General features: G+C 72.0%; 16 protein-coding genes. All 16 read left to right on the top strand.

Features of this window, described 5'->3' with window-relative positions:
- Nucleotides 1–42 precede the first annotated feature (42 nt).
- The 16 genes from ACQPZ4_RS36520 (at nt 43) to ACQPZ4_RS36445 (ending at nt 18,681) form a co-directional block, all read left to right on the top strand.
- Nucleotides 43–1,188: a LacI family DNA-binding transcriptional regulator gene (locus ACQPZ4_RS36520; protein ID WP_433046226.1), complete on the top strand. Its 1,146-nt coding sequence runs from the start codon at nt 43–45 to the stop codon at nt 1,186–1,188.
- A complete protein-coding gene (locus tag ACQPZ4_RS36515; protein ID WP_433046223.1) occupies nt 1,185–2,135 on the top strand; it encodes a ribokinase in 951 nt (316 codons plus the stop codon). Before ACQPZ4_RS36520 ends, ACQPZ4_RS36515 begins: the two co-directional genes overlap by 4 nt.
- A complete protein-coding gene (gene rbsD / locus ACQPZ4_RS36510) occupies nt 2,135–2,524 on the top strand; it encodes a D-ribose pyranase (protein ID WP_433046220.1) in 390 nt (129 codons plus the stop codon). Before ACQPZ4_RS36515 ends, rbsD begins: the two co-directional genes overlap by 1 nt.
- Nucleotides 2,524–4,536, top strand: a complete 2,013-nt coding sequence (locus tag ACQPZ4_RS36505; RefSeq protein ID WP_433046217.1) for an ADP-ribosylglycohydrolase family protein — start codon at nt 2,524–2,526, stop codon at nt 4,534–4,536. The genes rbsD and ACQPZ4_RS36505 overlap by 1 nt, the downstream gene beginning before the upstream one ends.
- Nucleotides 4,533–5,930, top strand: coding sequence for an ABC transporter substrate-binding protein (locus ACQPZ4_RS36500; RefSeq protein ID WP_433046214.1), 1,398 nt, complete (start codon nt 4,533–4,535; stop codon nt 5,928–5,930). Before ACQPZ4_RS36505 ends, ACQPZ4_RS36500 begins: the two co-directional genes overlap by 4 nt.
- Complete coding sequence (locus tag ACQPZ4_RS36495; protein ID WP_433046211.1) at nt 5,927–6,823, top strand: carbohydrate ABC transporter permease; 897 nt, start codon at nt 5,927–5,929, stop codon at nt 6,821–6,823. The genes ACQPZ4_RS36500 and ACQPZ4_RS36495 overlap by 4 nt, the downstream gene beginning before the upstream one ends.
- Nucleotides 6,820–7,707 (top strand): carbohydrate ABC transporter permease, encoded by an 888-nt coding sequence (locus ACQPZ4_RS36490; RefSeq protein ID WP_433046208.1) that lies wholly within the window; start codon nt 6,820–6,822, stop codon nt 7,705–7,707. The genes ACQPZ4_RS36495 and ACQPZ4_RS36490 overlap by 4 nt, the downstream gene beginning before the upstream one ends.
- Entirely contained in the window at nt 7,704–9,098 is a 1,395-nt protein-coding gene (locus tag ACQPZ4_RS36485; protein WP_433046205.1) for a sulfatase family protein, read from the top strand. Before ACQPZ4_RS36490 ends, ACQPZ4_RS36485 begins: the two co-directional genes overlap by 4 nt.
- Before the next feature lie 5 nt (nt 9,099–9,103).
- Nucleotides 9,104–10,711: a hypothetical protein gene (locus ACQPZ4_RS36480; RefSeq protein WP_433046202.1), complete on the top strand. Its 1,608-nt coding sequence runs from the start codon at nt 9,104–9,106 to the stop codon at nt 10,709–10,711.
- Nucleotides 10,708–12,180, top strand: a complete 1,473-nt coding sequence (locus tag ACQPZ4_RS36475) for a sulfatase family protein (RefSeq protein ID WP_433046199.1) — start codon at nt 10,708–10,710, stop codon at nt 12,178–12,180. Before ACQPZ4_RS36480 ends, ACQPZ4_RS36475 begins: the two co-directional genes overlap by 4 nt.
- A complete protein-coding gene (locus ACQPZ4_RS36470) occupies nt 12,177–13,130 on the top strand; it encodes a formylglycine-generating enzyme family protein (protein ID WP_433046196.1) in 954 nt (317 codons plus the stop codon). Before ACQPZ4_RS36475 ends, ACQPZ4_RS36470 begins: the two co-directional genes overlap by 4 nt.
- 71 nt (nt 13,131–13,201) lie before the next feature.
- Nucleotides 13,202–14,776, top strand: a complete 1,575-nt coding sequence (locus ACQPZ4_RS36465) for a metallophosphoesterase family protein (protein ID WP_433046193.1) — start codon at nt 13,202–13,204, stop codon at nt 14,774–14,776.
- A 77-nt stretch (nt 14,777–14,853) separates the two neighbouring features.
- The gene (locus ACQPZ4_RS36460; protein WP_433046190.1) at nt 14,854–16,422 is read left to right on the top strand and encodes an alkaline phosphatase D family protein; all 1,569 of its coding nucleotides are present in this window, start codon (nt 14,854–14,856) and stop codon (nt 16,420–16,422) included.
- 95 nt (nt 16,423–16,517) lie between these two features.
- Nucleotides 16,518–17,360: a carbohydrate binding domain-containing protein gene (locus ACQPZ4_RS36455; protein WP_433046187.1), complete on the top strand. Its 843-nt coding sequence runs from the start codon at nt 16,518–16,520 to the stop codon at nt 17,358–17,360.
- A gap of 31 nt (nt 17,361–17,391) precedes the next feature.
- Nucleotides 17,392–17,943: a signal peptidase I gene (locus ACQPZ4_RS36450; RefSeq protein ID WP_433046184.1), complete on the top strand. Its 552-nt coding sequence runs from the start codon at nt 17,392–17,394 to the stop codon at nt 17,941–17,943.
- A 15-nt stretch (nt 17,944–17,958) separates the two neighbouring features.
- Nucleotides 17,959–18,681: a hypothetical protein gene (locus tag ACQPZ4_RS36445; protein WP_433046181.1), complete on the top strand. Its 723-nt coding sequence runs from the start codon at nt 17,959–17,961 to the stop codon at nt 18,679–18,681.
- Nucleotides 18,682–18,719: the final 38 nt, after the last annotated feature.

The following is an 18,719-nucleotide window of genomic DNA, read 5'->3' as shown; positions in this document are numbered from 1 at the left end:
CAATCACATCGATTGCAACACGGGTTGCTAGCTGGAGGATGCGTGGTCACGCGTCGTGCGGATGTCGCCAAACTCGCCGGTACGTCCCCGGCCGTCGTGAGCTATGTGCTCAACGGCGGGCCGCGGGGCGTCTCGCCCGAGACCAAGGCGCGGGTGCTCGCCGCCATCGAGCAGCTCAACTACCGGCCCAACGGGATCGCCCGCTCGCTGCGCACGAACCGGACCATGACGCTCGGGCTGGTCGTGCCCGACACGTCCAACCCGTTCTTCGCCCAGCTGGCGCACGCGATCGAGGAGGCCGCGTTCCGCGAGAACTACACGCTGCTGCTGGGCAACGCGGCCGAGGACGACGAGCGCCAGACCACCTACGTGCGGACGTTCCTGGCCCGCCAGGTCGACGGGCTGTTCCTGGTCCCGGCGCACGGGCCGGCCGGGTGCCTGCCGGAGCTGCTGCAGTCCGGCGTGCCGTTCGTGACGCTGGACCGGCGCCTCCCTGGCGCCGCCGCGCCGGCCGTGCTCGCCGACAACCGGGCCGGGGCCCGCGCCGCCGTCGAGCACCTGCTGCAGCACGGGCGCCGGTCGGTCGCCTGCATCTCCGGGCCGCAGGACGTGGTCCCGGCCAACGAGCGGGTCAACGGCTGGCGCGACGCGCTCGCCGAGGCGGGCGTGCGGCCCAGCGAGATGTCGGTCTGGCACGGCGCGTTCGGGCGCCGCGCGGGGTACCTCGGCGCCCGCGAGCTGCTGGCCGGGCGGAAGTTCGACGCCGTGTTCGTGGCCAGCGACGAGCAGGCCGTCGGGGTCCTGCGCGCGCTGCAGGAGCTGGGCATCCGCTGCCCCGAGGACGTGGCCGTGGCCTCGTTCGACGGCATCGCCGCGGCCGCCTACACGACCCCGGCGCTCACCACCATGGCGCAGCCGTTCGCCGAGATGGGCCGGGTCGTGCTCGACCGGCTGCTCGACGCGATGGACACCGAGCGGGACCCGGAGGCCGCGGCGCTGACCGTGCTCCCGGTGACGCTGCTGGCCCGGGGCTCCTGCGGGTGCCCCGACCCGCCGGGCGGCGAGATCACCGAGGACCAGATCACCGAGGACCAGATCACCGAGGACGAGATCACCGAGGACGAGGTCGGCGAGGACGTTGCCGCCGGCGAGCACCAGGCACAGGAACAGCAGGGAGGGCGGGCGTGAACAAGGTCATCGTCGTCGGCAGCGTGAATGTCGACGTCATCTCGCGGGTGGGGCGGCTGCCCCGGCCCGGCGAGACCATACTCGGGCGGGACAGCGAGTCCGCGCTCCTGCCTGGGGGCAAGGGCGCCAACCAGGCGGTCGCCGCGGCCCGGCTCGGCGTGCTGACGCTGCTGTTCGGCGCGGTCGGCGCGGACGCGTTCGGCAACCAGCTGCGCGACACACTCGGCGCCGAGGGCGTCGGGCTCGCGCACCTGTCCACCGTGGACGGCGCCACCACCGGCGTCGCGCAGATCGTCGTGGCCGCCGACGGGGAGAACACGATCGTCGTCTCCTCCGGCGCCAACTTCCGCTTCGCCCCGGCCGGCCTGGCGGACCTGCCGGCCGCGGTCGAGCCCGGCGACGTGGTGCTGCTGCAGCTGGAGATCCCGGTCGCCACCTGCCTCGCCGCGGCCGGCATCGCCCGGGCCGGCGGGGCGCGGGTCGTGCTCAACGCGGCCCCGTCGCCCGAGGGCGAGGACCCGGACCTGGCCGACCTGCTGGACCGCGTCGACGTGCTCGTGGTCAACGAGACCGAGGCGCTGGCGATGGCGGCCGACGCGGTTCCGCACAGGCCCGAGGACCCCGCGGCCTGGTTCGCGGTCGCCGCCGCGCTGCGCAAGCAGGGCCCGGACGCCTGCGTCATCACGCTCGGCGCGGACGGCGCGGTCGCCTCCGACGACACCGGCGACTGGCATCAGCCCGCGTTCCCGGTCGACGTCGTGGACACCACCGGCGCCGGCGACGCGTTCTGCGGCGGGCTCGCGGCCCGGCTCGCGGCCGGCGGCGGCCTGAACGACGCGGTGTGCACCGGCGCGGCCGCCGGCGCCCTGGCCACCGGGCGCCTCGGCGCGCAGGCCGCGCTGCCGGACCGGGCCGCCGTCGAGGCGCTGGCCGGGGGGTGGTCCTGATGCGCGGTACCGGCCTCTGGCACCCCAGACTGCTCGCCGTGGTCGCCGCGATGGGCCACGGGGACCTGCTCGTCGTGGCCGACCCCGGGCTCCCGGTGCCGGCCGGCGTCGAGATCATCGACCTGGTCGTCAGCCGCGGCGAGCCCGGCTTCCTCACCGTCCTGCGCCCCGTCCTCGGCGAACTGGTCGTCGAGGCGGCCACCATGGCCGAGGAGCTGACCGACGAGAAGCTCGCCGCCGCCGTGCGCGACAGCCTCGGCGACGTGCCGCTGGACCTGGTGTCCCACGAGGAGCTCAAGGCCCGCACCGGCCGGGCCCGCGCCGTGGTGCGCACCGGTGAGGACACGCCGTACGCCAACATCGTCCTGCGGGCTGGAGTGCCGTTCTGATGACCAAGCTGCCCACCGACCACGCCGAGCGCGTCTACGCCGGCGTCCTCGGCAAGATCATCGCCGTCTACCTCGGCCGCCCGTACGAGGGCTGGACGTACGACAGGATCCAGGCCGAGCTCGGCGACGTCACCTACTACGTCAACGACCGCGCCGACGTGGCCCTCAAGCACCACCTGTTCCTGGTCACCGACGACGACATCAGCGGCACGTTCGTCTTCCCGCGGGCCCTGCGCGCGGCCGGGCCGGACCCGAGCAGCGCCGACGTCGGCGACACCTGGCTCGACCAGATCGTGCCCGATACCTCGGTGCTGTGGTGGGGCGGCCTCGGCAACTCCACGGAGCACACCGCGTACCTGCGCATGCGGGCCGGCATCAGGCCGCCGGAGAGCGGCTCGATCGCCCGCAACGGCCTGGTCGTGGCCGAGCAGGTGGGCGCCCAGATCTTCGTCGAGGGCTTCGCCATGACCTGCCCGGGCGACCCGGCAGGCGCGGCCGACCTGGCCGAGCGGGCGGCCCGGGTCAGCCACGACGGCGAGGCGATCCACGCGGCCCGGGTGGTCGCCGCGCTCGTCGCCGGGGCGTTCACCGCCACCGACATGGACGCGCTGCTGGACACCGCGATCGCGCTCGTCCCCGCGGACAGCCTGATCGCCCGCATCCACCGCGACGTGCGCGACTGGGCCCGGGACGGGGACTGGAAGGCGACCCGCAAGCGCATCGACGACGAGTACGGCTACCACCGCTACGGCGGCAACTGCCACGTCGTGCCCAACCACGCGATCGTCGTGGCCGCCCTCGCGCACAGCGGCGGCGACTTCGACGCGGCGATGACCGTGGTCTGCACCTCCGGCTGGGACACCGACTCCAACGCCGGCAACGTCGGCGCGATCTGCGGGGTGTTCGGCGGGCTCGCCGGACTGGCCGCGCAGGACTGGCGCGGGCCCGTCGCCGACCGGATGTACCTCCCGGCGGCCGACGGCGGCGGCTGCGTCACCGACGCCGCCCGCGAGGCCCTCGCGCTCGTCGACGTGGGGCGGATCCGCAACGGGGAGGCGCCGCTGCCCGCCGGGCCGCGGTTCGGCTTCGCGCTGCCGGGCTCGGTGCACGGCTTCCAGGCCGAGGACGGCACGACGGCGGTGTCCAACGTGGACGGCGCCCTCGCCGTCGGCGGGGCGGCGACCGTGCTCACCCCGACGTTCATCCCGCCCGAGGCGCGCGAGATGCCGATCTACGCGCTCGTCGCCGCGCCGTCGCTCTACAGCGGGCAGACGATCGTCGCGCACGCCGACGGCCCGGCCCGGCTGGTGCTGCGGTACTACGACGGCGACGACACCGTACAGACGGTGGATGGTCCTTCGTTCGTGGACGGACGGGCCGAGTGGACGGTGCCGGACCTCGGCGGCCGGCCGGTCGTCGCGGTCGGGCTGCGCACCGACGGCCCCGCCACGCTGCGCGACCTCGACTGGACCGGCGCGCCGAGCGTCACCCTGACCCGGCCCGAGGACGGCGGCACGATGTGGCGGCGCGCCTGGGTGCCGGCCCTGGACCGCTTCGACGCGCGCTGGCCCGAGCCGTTCCGCATCGTGCAGAACGCCGGCACCGGCCTGCTCGTCACCGGCGGCCAGGAGTGGCGCGACTACACGGTCACCGCCGACGTCACCCCGCACCTCGCCGCCGCGGCCGGGCTCGCGGCCCGGGTCCAGGGCCTGCTGCGGTACTACGCCCTCGAATTGACCGGCCTGGATACCGCCCGGCTGGTATGCGGCGGCACCGTGCTCGCCGCGACGCCCTTCGCCTGGTCCTACGGCACCACCTACCAGCTCACGATCACCGTCACCGGCGACCGCATCCGCGCCGGTGTCGACGGCACCACCCTGTTCGACCTGACGGACGGCTCCCTCCCCGCCGGAGGGGTGGCCCTGCTGGTCACCGAGGGCCGCACCGCCACCCAGAAGGTCGAGATCGCACCCGCGATTCCGCACACACCCCCGAATGAGGTTTCGTCATGACCGTTTCGTTGAACCGCCGCCGTTTCCTGTCCGCCGCCGGGCTCGCCGGGGCCGGTCTCGCCGTCCCCAGCCTGCTGTCCGCGTGCGGGGACGACGCCGACGCCGGCAAGGGCACCGGCAAGGGCGAGATCAGCCTGTGGATCGACATCACCGGCGACGCCAACCAGAAGTACTTCGACGAGAAGGTGATCGGCGCCTTCCACGCCGCCAACCCCGACATCACCGTCAAGACGACCTACTACAAGGGCCAGGACCTCCGCCAGCAGGTGCAGACCGCGCTGCAGGCCCGCTCCGGGCCGGACATCGTGCGCGGCCCGAGCGCCACCCAGACCATCGCCTGGAGCAAGGCGCGGCTGCTGGCCGACCTCACGCCGTACGCCAAGCAGTGGGGCTGGAACGACAAGCTGACCGACTGGGCGGTGCAGGCGTTCACCACCGACGGCAAGCTCTACGCGCTGCCGATGCGGGTCGACACCATGCTGCTGTACTTCAACAAGACCCTCTTCACCCAGAAGGGCTGGACCCAGCCGAAGAACCGCAGCGACCTCGAGGCGTTCGCGGCCGACGCGATGGGCCAGGGCATCATCCCGTTCGGCTCGTCCAACACCGACTGGACCGCGGCCGGCGAGTGGCTGATGACCCTGTTCTGGAACAACTTCGCCGGCGGCGACGCGGTCTACCAGGCCCTCACCGGCAAGATCCAGTTCTCCGACCCGGTCTTCGTGGACACCGTCAGCCTGCTCAAGTCGTACTTCGACAAGGGCTGGGTCGGCGGCGGGGCCGACAAGTACTTCTCGGTGCCGGCCGCCGAGGTGGGCGCCGGCCTGGGCAAGGGCACGGTGGCCACCATCCCGCAGGGCGAGTGGTACATGAGCAACATCGGCGCGTTCTTCGGCAAGGCCGGCAACAACACCAACGAGTGGGACTGGATGGCCATGCCGCCGCTCTCGTCGACGGCCAAGGCGGACAGCTACGCGATCGGCATCGGCGGCTCGTTCGCCATCAACCAGGCCAGCAAGAACCAGGACGCCGCGGCCGCCTTCCTCAACTGGTACTACGGCGACCGCACGGCCGCCCTGCAGCGCATGGCCGACGTGCCGGCCACGTACAACATCCCGATCACGTTCAAGGCCGACGAGATCCCGCAGAAGACCGACCCGCGCGCGGCCCGCGTGCTCACCGAGGTCGACAAGGCGGTCAGCAGCGGCAACTACGGGTACGTCACCTGGACCTGGTGGCCGCCGAAGTCCGACGTCTACGTCTACGAGGGCCTGGAGCAGGTGCTCACCGGCAAGATCACCGCGGCCGAGTACTGCAAGCAGCTCGCCACCACGTTCACCGCGGAGAAGCAGCAGGGCAACCTGCCGCAGCTGATGCCGCGGACGTCGCAGTGACCACGCTGACCGCTCCGGCGCCGGGCCCGTCCCGGCGCCGGGCGGTGTGGCGGCGGGCGCTGATCGGCTGGGCGTTCCTGGCCCCGCTGCTGGCGCTCAACATCCTGGTCGTGCTCGGCCCGTCGATCGCCACGGTGTACTACTCGTTCACCGACTGGACCGGCATCGGCCCGGCCAACCTGATCGGCTTCGACAACTACACCCGCGCGTTCAGCGATCCGGCGGTGCACGAGGCGCTGCTGCACAACGCGATCTGGTTCGTGCTGTTCCTGACCGTGCCGATGGCCCTGGGCATACTCGGCGCGCACCTCATCAACCAGGTGCGCCGGTTCCGGATGGTGTACCGCACGCTGTTCTTCATCCCGTACGTCACCGCGTCCGTGGTCAACGCGGCGATCTGGAAGATGCTGCTGTCGCCCAACAGCGGGATCGCCGCCCAGCTCGGCTTCGACCAGGCGTGGCTCGGCGACCCGGCGACCTCCCTGTACGCGGTCAACTTCGTCGTCGACTGGCACTGGTGGGGCTTCCTCGCGGTCATCTTCTTCGCCGCGATGCAGAACGTCGACGTGCAGCTCTACGAGGCCGCGAAGCTCGACGGGGCCGGCCGCTGGCAGCAGTTCAAGTCGGTGACCCTGCCCGGCATCCGCCCGACGCTCGTGTTCATCGTGCTGATGACCGTCATCTGGTCGCTCAAGGCGTTCGACTACATCTTCATCATGACCCACGGCGGACCGGCCAACTCCTCCGACGTGGTCTCCACGCTCATGTACGACCAGGCGTTCAACCAGTACTCGGCCGGGTACGCCGCCGCGCTCGGGCTGTCGATGACCGCGGTCACCGGCATCGTCCTGGCCGGCTACGCCTGGCTGCGCCGAAAGGGGTGGGAGGAGTGACGGCCACCGTCGCACCACCGCAGCAGCTGTCCACGCCGACCGCCGAGCGGGCGCCGAAGCGGCGCCGGTCCGGCGGCCGCCACCCGGTGGCCTACACCGTGCTCACCGTGCTGGCGCTGTTCGCCGTCGGCCCGTTCGTGATCATGTTGTTCAACGCGTTCAAGAACAACGCCGAGATCGGCTCCAGCCCGCTGGCCCCGCCGACCTCGATCACCTTCGACAACTTCGCCACCGCCTGGTCGCAGGGCGACTTCAGCACCACCATGCGCAACAGCGTGATCCTGGTGATCGGCGCGGTGCTCGGCACCTGCGTCATCGCCGGGCTGGGCGCCTACGCGCTGAGCCACCTCGAGGTGCCCGGCGGCGGGGGAGTGCTGGCCTACCTGTTCCTCGGCAGCACCATGCCGGTGCAGCTGTTCGTCGTCCCGCTGTTCTCGCTCTGGGCCGACCTGCACCTCACCGACAGCCTGTTCGGCCTGATGGTCATCTACTGGGCGACCGACGCGCCGTTCGCGACGCTGATGCTGCGCTCGTTCCTGATCAAGGTGCCCAAGGAGTTCGTCGAGGCGGCCCGGCTGGACGGCGCCTCCGAGGTGCAGATCGCCCGCAAGGTGATGCTGCCGCTGGCCTGGCCCGGCTTCATGACCGTGGCGCTCGTCGTCGGGCTGTGGGCCTGGAACGAGTTCTTCTGGGCCATCACGTTCGTGCACGACCCGACGAAGCGGCCGATCTCGACCAGCTTCCTGTCCTTCCAGGACCAGAACTCCACCGACTGGGGCCTCACCAGCGCGGCCGCGCTGTTCATGCTCGTCCCGGTGCTCCTGCTGTTCATCACGCTCCAGCGCCGTTTCGTCGCTGGCCTCACCTCCGGCGGCCTCAAATGACCAACGTCATCCTCGTCATCGCCGACCAGCTGCGGCGCCAGGCGCTCGGCTGCTACGGCGACCCGAACGTCTCCACGCCCAACATCGACGCCCTCGCCGCGTCCGGGGCCCGCTTCGAGCAGGCCTCGTCGACCTACCCGGTGTGCGTGCCGTTCCGGTTCACGCTCATGACGGGGGAGTACGCGCACACCCGCTTCATCCCGTCGATCGAGTGGCGGATGTCGCCGGCCGAGCGCACCCTCGCGGACGAGTTCAACGACCACGGGTACGACACGGCGATGTTCGGCAAGTGGCACCTTTACGGCAACTTCGGCCACTACCCGGGCCACACCGTCGTCAAGGCGTCCCGGACCCCGGTTCCGCGCCCGTTCCAGGGCCGCTTCGGGCACTTCGCCGGCTTCGACATCGCCAACGACCCCTACGACACCTGGTACTCCACCCACGACGACCCGACCATGCGCAAGCTGCCCGGCTACCAGACCGACGACCTGTTCGCGATGGCCGCCGAGTACGCCACGGCGGAGCGGGACAAGCCCTTCGCCGCCGTGCTGTCCGTCGAGCCGCCGCACCCGCTGTTCACCGCGCCGCCGGAGTACCTCGAGCGCTGGCGCGACCGGGACATCGCGCTGCGCGACAACGTGGAGGCGGACAAGCAGTACAAGAAACGCGGCCCGCACGGCGAGGGCCTGCTGGCCGACCTGCGGGTCTACTACGCGATGATCGAGAACCTGGACGACAACATCGGCCGGCTCGTGGCGGCGCTGCGCGAGGCCGGCAAGCTCGACGACACGGTCATCGCCCTCACCGCCGACCACGGCGAGCTGCTCGGCTGCCACGGGGAGCTGGCCAAGCAGCGGCCGTGGGAGGAGTCGATCGGCACGCCGCTCATCATCGGCAACGTCGGCGGCGGGGGCCGGGTGCTCGACGAGCCGACCTGCACCGAGGACCTGTTCCCGACCCTGCTCGGGCTGGCCGGCATCACCCCGCGCGACCCCAAGCCCGGCCGGGACCTCGCGCCCCTGGCCCGCGGGGAGGCCGACGCGCTCGACCGCGACGGCGTGCTCCTGGAGTTCGTGGCCGAGATGCGCCCGAACATCCCGTTCCACGCCGAGACCTGGCGCGGGATCCGGACCCGCCGGTACAAGTACACGGTCCTCGGCGACGCCCAGGGCGGCACGCCCTGGCAGTTCTTCGACCTCGAGGCCGACCCGTACGAGCTCAAGAACCTCGTCGACGACCCGACCGCCGCCGACGAGGTGGCCCGCCACCACGCCCGGCTGCGCGAGCTGCTCGCCGAGACCTTCGACCACTACGTCCTGGCGCCCGCGTTCGGGCAGCCGGGGCTCAACACCTGGGACCCCACCGCCGAGCACCAGCTTCGATTCGGGTGATGCAGATGCGTAAGGTTTTCGTCGCGGGCCTCGCGATGGTCCTCCTGGCCGTCGCCGCCTCGCCCGCCGCCGCCAACGGCGCGCCCTACACCGGCAAGCAGTACGACTTCGGTGGCGCCGTCACGAACATCAACGGATCCATCGGTACCGTCGACTCGATCGCCGACAGCATCGCCGGCTCGACCGCGGCGACCCTGAACGACGTGGCCGCGCACCGGGCCACCCTGCCCTACGGCGACATCACCCCCGGCGCCGGACCGGCGCTGAGCCTCTACCCGGGCCCGGCCGGCGTCCCCGCCTCCAACTGGTACACGGCCACCGTCGACAACCAGTCGTCGTTCGTCTACAAGACGACGGCCGCCAAGACCGACACCAACCGCGAGGCCGACACCTCCTGGACGAGCTTCTCGTTCGCGGGCTCGGTCACGGTCAAGGTGACCGCGGTCGGCCAGAGCGGGCTGACCGGCTGCCAGGTGCGGCCCCAGTCCGCCGCGATCGCCACCTCGTTCGCCGGCAACACCTGCACGTTCACGATGTCGAACCCGAAGAACGTCTCGGTGGAGTTCGCGCCGAACATCCACAACCCGATCCTGCACCCGATGCTCGTCTTCGCGAACCCGCCGGAGAACGACGTGCCGCCGGCCACCGGCGACCCGAACGTGCTCTACTTCGGCCCCGGCGTGCACGACATCGGCTCCGGCAACGCGATCACCTCCGGCAAGACGATCTACCTCGCCGGCGGCGCCTGGGTGAAGGGCGCGTTCATCGCCAACGGCCCGGTCAGCAACGTCACCATCAAGGGCCGCGGCGTGTTCGACGGCAAGTTCATGGACCTGGGCGACCAGGAGCTGAACAAGGACCAGCCGGGCATGATCGACATCGCCGACCAGTCGTCGCAGAACCTGCTCGTCGAGGGCGTCACGTTCGTCAACGCGCCGCGGTTCAACGTGCGGGCGCTCGCGCAGTACACCACCATCGAGAACGTCAAGACGATGTCCTGGTGGTACAGCACGGACGGCATGGTCGCCGGCAACAAGTCGCTGGTCGAGAACAACTTCGTGAAGTCCAACGACGACTCGATCAAGCTGTTCTGGGGCGACCAGGTGACCCGGAAGAACACGGTCTGGCAGCTGGAGAACGGCGCCCCGTTCATGATCAGCTGGAACCTCGCGAACAGCCCGACCAACTTCCACGTCTACGACAACGACGTCATCCACGCCGAGCACTACCAGATCCAGAAGTCCGGCATCTTCCGCGCCCTGCACGCCGGGCCGGGCACGCCGAGCCGCTACCTGTTCGAGAACATCCGGGTCGAGAACGCCAACTGGCGGCTGTTCTACCTCGCCGTCGACAACAACAAGTGGTACGACCCGGCGCTCGGCTACGGCGAGCTCGACCAGCTCATCTTCCGCAACATCCGGGCGCAGACGAACTTCCAGTACCCGAGCATCGTGCAGGGCATCGACAGCACCCACAAGGCGCGCAACATCAACTTCGTCAACGTGTACACCGACGGCGCCTGCCAGGCCGACGCGAGCCGGTTCAGCATCGCTTCCGGCAGTACCAACGCGGTCCGGATCGTGAAGAGCACCGACGGGAGCTGCTGGACGTGACGAACATCGTGGTCGTCCTCGCCGACGACATGGGCTGGGGGGACCTGGGCTGCTACGGCTCGGCGATCCCCACCCCGCACGTGGACCGGCTCGCCGCCGAGGGGGTGCGCGCCACCGACTGCCACTCCGCCTCGGCGGTCTGCACCCCCAGCCGGTACGCGCTCATGACCGGCCGGTACGCCTGGCGCGGCCCGCTGAAGAACTTCGTGCTGATGGGGCACGGGCCCGCCATCATCGAGCCGGACCGGCCGACGCTGGCGAGTGTGCTGCGCGACGGCGGGTACACCTGCGGCGCCTTCGGAAAATGGCACCTGGGCCTGGGCTGGCGGCACGAGGACGGCTCGGTGCGCTCCGCGTTCACGCCCGGCGCGCGCCTGCACGACGACGTCGAGACCGACTTCGGCCGGGACATCGACTACACCGCCCCGGTCACCGGCGGCCCGACGGAGCTGGGCTTCGACCGGTTCTTCGGCATCGCCGGCTCGCTCGACATGCCGCCGTACGCCTTCATCGACCAGGACCGCACGGTCGGCGTGCCGGTCAAGGAGAAGGAGGTGTACCTCACCGAGCAGCGCCCCGGCCTGCGGGCCGACGGGTTCCGGGAGGAGGACGCCGACGTCGCCTTCACCCGCGCGGCGGTCGCCTTCATCGAGGAGCAGACCGGCCCGTTCCTGTGCTACCTCGCGCCGAGCGCCCCGCACCGGCCCAACGTCCCGCCGGACTTCATCCGCGGCCGCTCGGGCCTCGGCGACCGCGCCGACGGCGTGTGCCTGGTCGACTGGGCGGTGGGCGAGCTGCGCGACGCGCTGGAGCGCACCGGCAAGCTGGACGACACGCTGTTCATCGTCACCAGCGACAACGGCGCCGTCACGTACTTCACCGACGACGGGGATGTCTCGCGGCACTCGCCGAACGGCGACTGGCGCGGCCAGAAGGGCGACCTGTGGGACGGCGGGCACCGGGAGCCGTTCATCGCCCGCTGGCCGGGACACATCCCGGCCGGCGGGGTGGTGGACGCCCCGATCTGCCTGACCGACATCCTGCCGACCGCGGCCGCGGCCGCCGGGCGTGCCGCTTCGGCGGAGGACGGCCGGGACATCCTGCCCCTGCTCACCGGCGTCTCGCCGGGCGACCCGGACCGCCCGATCGTCCACCACAGCCTCGGCGGCCGCTTCGCGCTGCGCTCCGGCCGGTGGAAGGCGATCTTCTCGGCCGGCTCCGGCGGCGGCTTCTCCGAGCCGTCGATCGGCGACCTGTTCGACACCGGCACCGGCAAGGCGCACGCCGCCCCGCCGTGGGACGCCGCGCACCCGCAGGGCCAGCTGTACGACGTCTCGGTGGACCCGTACGAGACGGCCAACCTGTGGGACGCCCGCCCGGAGGTCGTGGCGGCGCTGTACGCGCAGCTGCGTGAGATCTGCCGCGACCCGGCCAACGGGCTGCCGTTCGACGTAAGTTTGTCGGCGTGAGCTGCTGCAACCCACCGTCCTCCGGCCATGAGTCCGCTCTCGTGGAGATCCCGTTCACCGTGCCCGAGCGCACCCGCGCCGAGATCCTCAAGGGCATGGTGGCGATCCCGGAGGGCCCGTTCCTCATGGGCGGCGACGACCCGGACGCCTTCCCCGACGACGGCGAGGGCCCGGTCCGGGAGGTGACCGTGTCGGCGTTCCACATCGACCCGCACGCGGTCACCAACGCGCAGTTCGCGCGGTTCGTGAAGGAGACCGGCTACGTCACCGAGGCCGAGCGCTTCGGCTGGAGCTTCGTGTTCCACCTCCTGGTCCGGGGCGAGGCGGCCGAGCGCGTGCTCGCCGGCCGCCCCGGCCAGGTCCCCCCGTGGTGGCTGCCGGTCGAGGGCGCGGACTGGCGCCACCCGGCCGGCCCGGGCACCGGCATCGGCGACCGGCGCAACCACCCGGTGGTGCACGTGTCGTGGACGGACGCCGCCTGTTACGCCGCGTGGGCGGGCAAGCGCCTGCCGACCGAGGCGGAGTGGGAGAAGGCCGCGCGCGGCGGGCTGGAGCAGGCCCGCTTCCCGTGGGGCGACGACTTCACCCCGCGGGGCGTGCACCGCTGCAACACCTGGCAGGGCGAGTTCCCGCGGCGCAACACGGCCGCGGACGGCTACGTGGACACCGCGCCCGTGGACGCGTACCGCCCGAACGGCTACGGCCTGTTCAACACCTCGGGCAACGTGTGGGAGTGGTGCGCGGACTGGTTCAGCCCGTCCTGGCACGTCGAGCCGTCCGACGCGACCCGGCACGACCCGGCCGGACCGGCGGAGGGGTCGACGCGGGTGATGCGGGGCGGGTCGTACCTGTGCCACGAGTCGTACTGCAACCGCTACCGCGTCGCCGCCCGCACGTCCTCCACCCCGGACAGCGCCACGGGCCACGCCGGCTTCCGCTGCGCCGCCTGACCCGCTGCTCCACATCCGGCCCCTGCGTGGCGTTCACCCCGACGTCGATCGATCTCGCCATGGTGGGCGCCATGCTGACCCGACGGGTTGTCGTCGCGGGCGTCGTGGCGCTCGCCCTCCTCCTTCCCACAGCTGCCCAGGCCGGCGAGTCCGGCCAGGGCCCGACCGGCCACCAGACCGTCTGGCGTGGCGACTTCGACGGCGCGAGCGGCGCCTGGACCGTCCAGACCGACGGCCCGGCGGCCGGCTGGCGCGGCTGGACCTTCACCCCGCGCGACGCCTGGTTCGCGGCCGCGGCCGCGCTGGACGAGCGCAACCAGTTCTCGCGGGCCCGCGGCGTGCTCGCGGTGGCGGACAACGGCATCGCCGCGGCCAAGGGCGCCACCGTCGACGGCGACCACACGGTCGCCAGCACGCTCGTCAGCCCCGGTGTGCCGGTCGGCGGCCGGCGCGCCGTCGAGCTGGTGTTCTCCTCGCAGTGGCGCCAGGCGCACAAGGCGGTCGGCCGCGTGACCGTGGCCTTCGACGGCGGGGCCGAGCGGGAGATCCTGCGCTACTCGGCCGCCCGGATCAGCGCCAACGGCGGCGGCGACGTCATGTCCGGGCAGGAGGTGCTGCGGGTCGACGTGCCGGCCCGCGCCCGCACCGCCGTGTTCCGCTTCGCCTACAGCAGCAGCCGCCCCGAGCTGTACTGGGCGCTCGACGACGTGGTGGTGCGCACGCCGCTGCCCGCACTGCCCCGCGACGCCCGCGCGACGACGTTCCAGGTGTTCAGCGACATCCAGGGCGAGGGGCTGCCGTACGCCGACGCCGCCCTCGACCTGCTCAAGCGCCAGGCGCCGGGGGCGAAGGCGCTGCTGCTGGCCGGCGACATCATCAGCGGCCCGCGCGAGGAGACCCAGGAGCAGCAGGTGCAGGAGTACGCCGAGGTGAGCGCCGCGCTCGCCCGGCACCGCCCGCCGACGCTGCTGCCCGCGATCGGCAACCACGACCGGCGCAGCCGCGTCCTGACGCCCGAGCAGCAGCAGGCCAACTTCGTGACGTTCGCCAACCGCTGGGGCGCCGGCATCGACAAGCCGTGGTACGAGAAGGTCGTCGGCGGGGTGCCGGTGCTCGTGCTGGGCGAGGAGAGCGGCGTCGCCGAGGAGGACAAGCAGCAGATCAGCGACGCGCAGGTGGCGTTCCTGACGTCCCGCCTCGCGTACTGGGCGCACCAGGGCCGGCAGGTGCTCGTCATGAAGCACTACCCGTTCGCGTGGTCGGTGTCTGGCACCTACGCCAGCCCGTACGGCAACGGCCCGCGGGACTTCGCGCTCGAGGCGATCATCGGGAGGTACCCGAACGTGATCTTCCTCAGCGGGCACACGCACTGGTCGCCGTACCGGCGGGACTGGTCGGCCCGCGTGGTGACGCCCGGCGGGCATCCGGACGGGTACACGGCCGTCAACACCGGCGCCCTCGCCATGGAGTTCGCGCCGAGCCCGGACGACCCGTGGGACGAGGACTCGGCGACCGACCGGCCCGAGTCGCCGTCCGTGCTCACCGTCGCCGTGTACGCCGACCGCACCGTGGTGCGCGCCTTCGACGTGCTCACCGGCGAGCAGATCAACGAGGTCGAGGTGGCCCGCCCGGCCGCCGTGCGCTGAGTCCCCGGTCCGCTCCCGCCCGGCGCTGTGCAGGCGGCGTTTGTTTCGCGTTCGGGTGGGGGCGGCAGGGTGAGCGCATGCTGACTCGACGGCAAGTCATCACCGGGGCGGCGGTGACGGCCGGGGCGGTGCTCCTGCCCGGCACCGACGCCTCCGCGCACACCTCGAGCACCCCGTTCGCCCTCGGCATCGCCAGCGGCGACCCCTTACCCGACAGCGTCATCCTGTGGACCCGCCTGATGAAGGCCGGCCTGCCGAACAAGCCCATCGAGGTCGAGTGGCAGGTCGCGCTCGACGAGCGGTTCCGGAAGGTCGTGCGGGACGGGAGGACCTGGGCGCGGCCCGAGCTCGGGTACTCCGTGCACGTCGACCCGTGCGGCCTGCAGCCGGGGCGGGAGTACTGCTACCGGTTCAAGGCGCTCGGCTCGCTCAGTCCCGTCGGGCGGACCAAGACCTCGCCGGCGCCGTGGCAGGACGGGGGCCGGCTGGCGTTCGCGATCGTGAACTGCCAGGACCTGCAGAACGGGTACTGGCCGGCCTACAACGGGGTCGCCGCCGAGGACCTCGACGTGGTGCTGCACCTCGGGGACTACATCTACGAGTATGACCCGCACAGCCGGTTCGCCGATCGGAACCACACCACGCCGCAGACGCCCGGGCTCGACCAGCTCGTGACGCTGGCGGACTATCGGGCGAGGCACGCGCAGTACAAGAGCGATCCGGCTCTGCAGGCGGCGCATGCGAAGTTTCCGTGGATCGTCACGTGGGACGACCACGAGACCGAGAACAACTATGCGTCGCTGGTCGACGAGATCGACGACACCGGGGCGCAGCGGCAGACGCCGGCCGAGTTCGCGCGGCAGCGGGCCGCGGCCTATCAGGCCTACTACGAGCACATGCCGATCCGGGCCAACCTGAAGCCGGGCAGCGCGGATCTGCGGATCTTCCGGCGGTTCGACTTCGGGCGGCTGGCGCGGTTCAACGTGCTGGACACCCGGCAGTACCGGACCGATCAGCCGGGCGGGTTCCCCGGGGACTTCGGGCTGCCGCAGGCCGGCACAGCCAACGTCACCGGCACGCTCACCGGCGAGGACCAGGAGCGGTGGCTGCGCGACGGGCTCGACCGCTCGCCGGCGCGGTGGAACGTCGTCGCGCAGCAGGTGATGATGAGCCGGATCAAGCTGCCGAACCCGACCGGCGGGGTGCCGGCGATCCTGGCCAACCTCGACCAGTGGGACGGGTACGCCCCGCAGCGCACCCGGCTGCTGCAGCACCTGACCGACGCCAAGGTGCGCAACCCCGTCATCCTGGCCGGTGACATCCACTCGACGTGGCTGAGCGAGCTGCGGGTGGACTTCGACAAGCCGGAGCAGGCGCCGGTCGCGGTCGAGTTCACCGCCACGTCGATCAGCTCCGACTTCCCGATCGCCTTCGACGCCCCGCTGAAGGCGCTCAACCCCACCCTCAACCCCCATGTCCGGTACTTCGACGGCTCCCGCCGCGGCTACCTGCGCTGTGTCGTGGACCGGCGCGAGTGGCGCACCGACGCGCGCACGGTGGACACCATCGAGGTCCGCGACACCCCGGTGACGACGACGGCGTCCTACGTCGTCGAGTCCGGCCGGTCGGTGCTGCACACCGCGTGAGTCTTCCCCCGGCTGCTCAGGCCGGGCCCGGGCCTGCCGATGTCGGGTGCATGGTCGCTCCCCGGCATCGGCGCGCGGTGGCCGGCGTGGTCGCCGTGCTCCTCCGTCGGCGCGCGGTGGCCGGCGTGGTCGCCGTGCTCCTCGTCGCGCTGCTGCGGCCGTGGGGCACGGCGAACGCGGCCTTCACCGGCGGCAGCGCCAACCCCGGCAACCGCCTCGCCGCCGGGTCGCTCTCCGCGCCGACCGGGCTGACCCTCACCCCGGCGTGTGCGAGCGGGGTGCCGAGCGTCGGCGCGAGCTGGACGGCCGGCTCCGGAGGATCCACGCCCACCGGGTACAAGCTGCAGCGCCAGCTCTCCGGCACGACCCAGAACACCGTGGCGGCCGCGGGCACCAGTGCCACCGACACCGGGATGGCGAACGGGCAGACGTACACGTACCAGGTGTTCTCGTACCTGTCCGGCTGGACGTCGGCCGCGGCGAGCAACACGGTCGCGGTGAACTGCGCCACGAACCTGCTCGCCAACCCCGGATTCGAGACCGGCGGCACGTCCGCGCCGTGGCTCACCGACAGCACCGGGTCCGCCGTCGCGACGGTGTCCACGCCGGTCCACGCCGGGGCGGGAGCGGTTCGGGTGCCGATCAGTTCGCAGTTGTACACCACGGTCTCCGTCGCCGCCGGCACGACCTACACGTTCTCGGCGTGGGCGTACACGGCGCCCGGCACCGGATCGGTGAGCGCGCTGCTGCGGGTGATCAGCGGCTCCAGCCTGTACGGCTCGACCGTGCTCGGCAGCGTGCAGGGCAGCGGTACCGCGGGCAGCTGGAGCCAGTACACGGTGACCTTCAGCACCGGCGCGGCGACCTCGGTGACGCTGTCGATCGGCACGGGCACCGCCTCGTACGACGTGTACACGGACGACGTCAGCCTGGCTTAAGTCGGCGCCTCGGATGCCGACGTTGGTGAGTATGACCGCTCTGCATGCCCGCCCGGCCCGGGTACCGTGGCCGCTGGTCCGGCCCGTTGCCCTCGGGGTGCTGAGCTTCGTGCTGTGCCTGTTCGCGATGACGCTGGTGCCGCTGGCGCTCGGCTGGTCCTCCTCCGTCGTGCTGAGCGGCTCGATGCAGCCCTCGATCACGCCGGGCGACGTGGTGGTCAGCGCGCCGCTCCAGGCGGGCGACCTCGTGCCCGGGCGGGTGATCCGCTTCCGGGATCCGGCGCAGCCCGGACGGTACCTCGTGCACCGCATCGTCGCCGTCCGGCCCGACCACACGCTGGTGACGCGGGGCGACGCCAACGCGGCGGCCGACAGCACGCCGGTCCCGGCCGGCAACGTGACCGGCACGGCGCGGCTGCGCGTCCCCTGGATCGGCCTTCCCGCGCTCTGGTGGCGTGACGGTCATCATGTCCGGGTCGTGCTGCTGGCCGGCATGCTCGCGCTGCTGTGGTGCGCGCGACACGACGGACCCGTGGCGCGGCCTCAGTTCCGCCCCGCTTCGGCCGATCCGAATCGGTTGTAGCCGAAGGAGGCATCCGTGGAGGAGCACTCGAACCCGCGACGCGGCGGGGCGCGGGTCATCACGTCCCACCGCGCGTCGCCGCGCAAGCGCCGGGCCCGCCTGGCCGGGGCGCTGGCCGTCGCCGCCGCCATCAGCGCGTCCAGCATCACGGTGTACCAGGCCTCGTCGGCCGCGTTCAGCACCACGACGGCCAACCCGGGCAACACGTTCACGACCGGCGCGCTGGCCCTGACCGACAACGACACCAACACCGCGATGTTCAACGTCTCGGGCCTCGTCCCCGGCAACTCCGGCTCGAGTTGCATCACCGTGACGTGGGCCGGCACCGTGACCCCGTCGGCGCCGGTCCAGCTCTACGTGGCCACCGGCGATGCCACCGACACCCCGGGCAGCGGGGGCGGCGGCACCACGCCCTACATCAACTGGAGCGTCGAGAAGGCGACCGGCACGGGCATCTTCGGCAACGGCGCCTCCTGCACGGGGCTGAGCGGCACCACCACGATCTTCGGCAACACGGCGGACACGGCGGTCACCGCCGGCCGCATGCTCTCCGACTTCACCGCGAAGAACACCTACAGCGCATCTGGTACCACCAGTGTCTCCTCCGCCTGGACGCCCGTCGCCAACGTCGGCAGCAGCGTCGTCTTCCGCTTCAACTACCGCATGGCGACGGACACCCCGATTTCGGCGATGGGCGCCACCGCGGTCGTGAAGATCACGTGGGAGGCCCGGAGCTGATCCCGTGCGAGCCGGCCGCCGCCGTCGCGGTCATGTGG

Source organism: Dactylosporangium sp. CS-033363, from assembly GCF_050942475.1.
Lineage (GTDB): Bacteria > Actinomycetota > Actinomycetes > Mycobacteriales > Micromonosporaceae > Dactylosporangium.
Note: the sequence above shows the minus strand (reverse complement) of the source record. Positions and strands in the feature narration are given on the sequence as shown.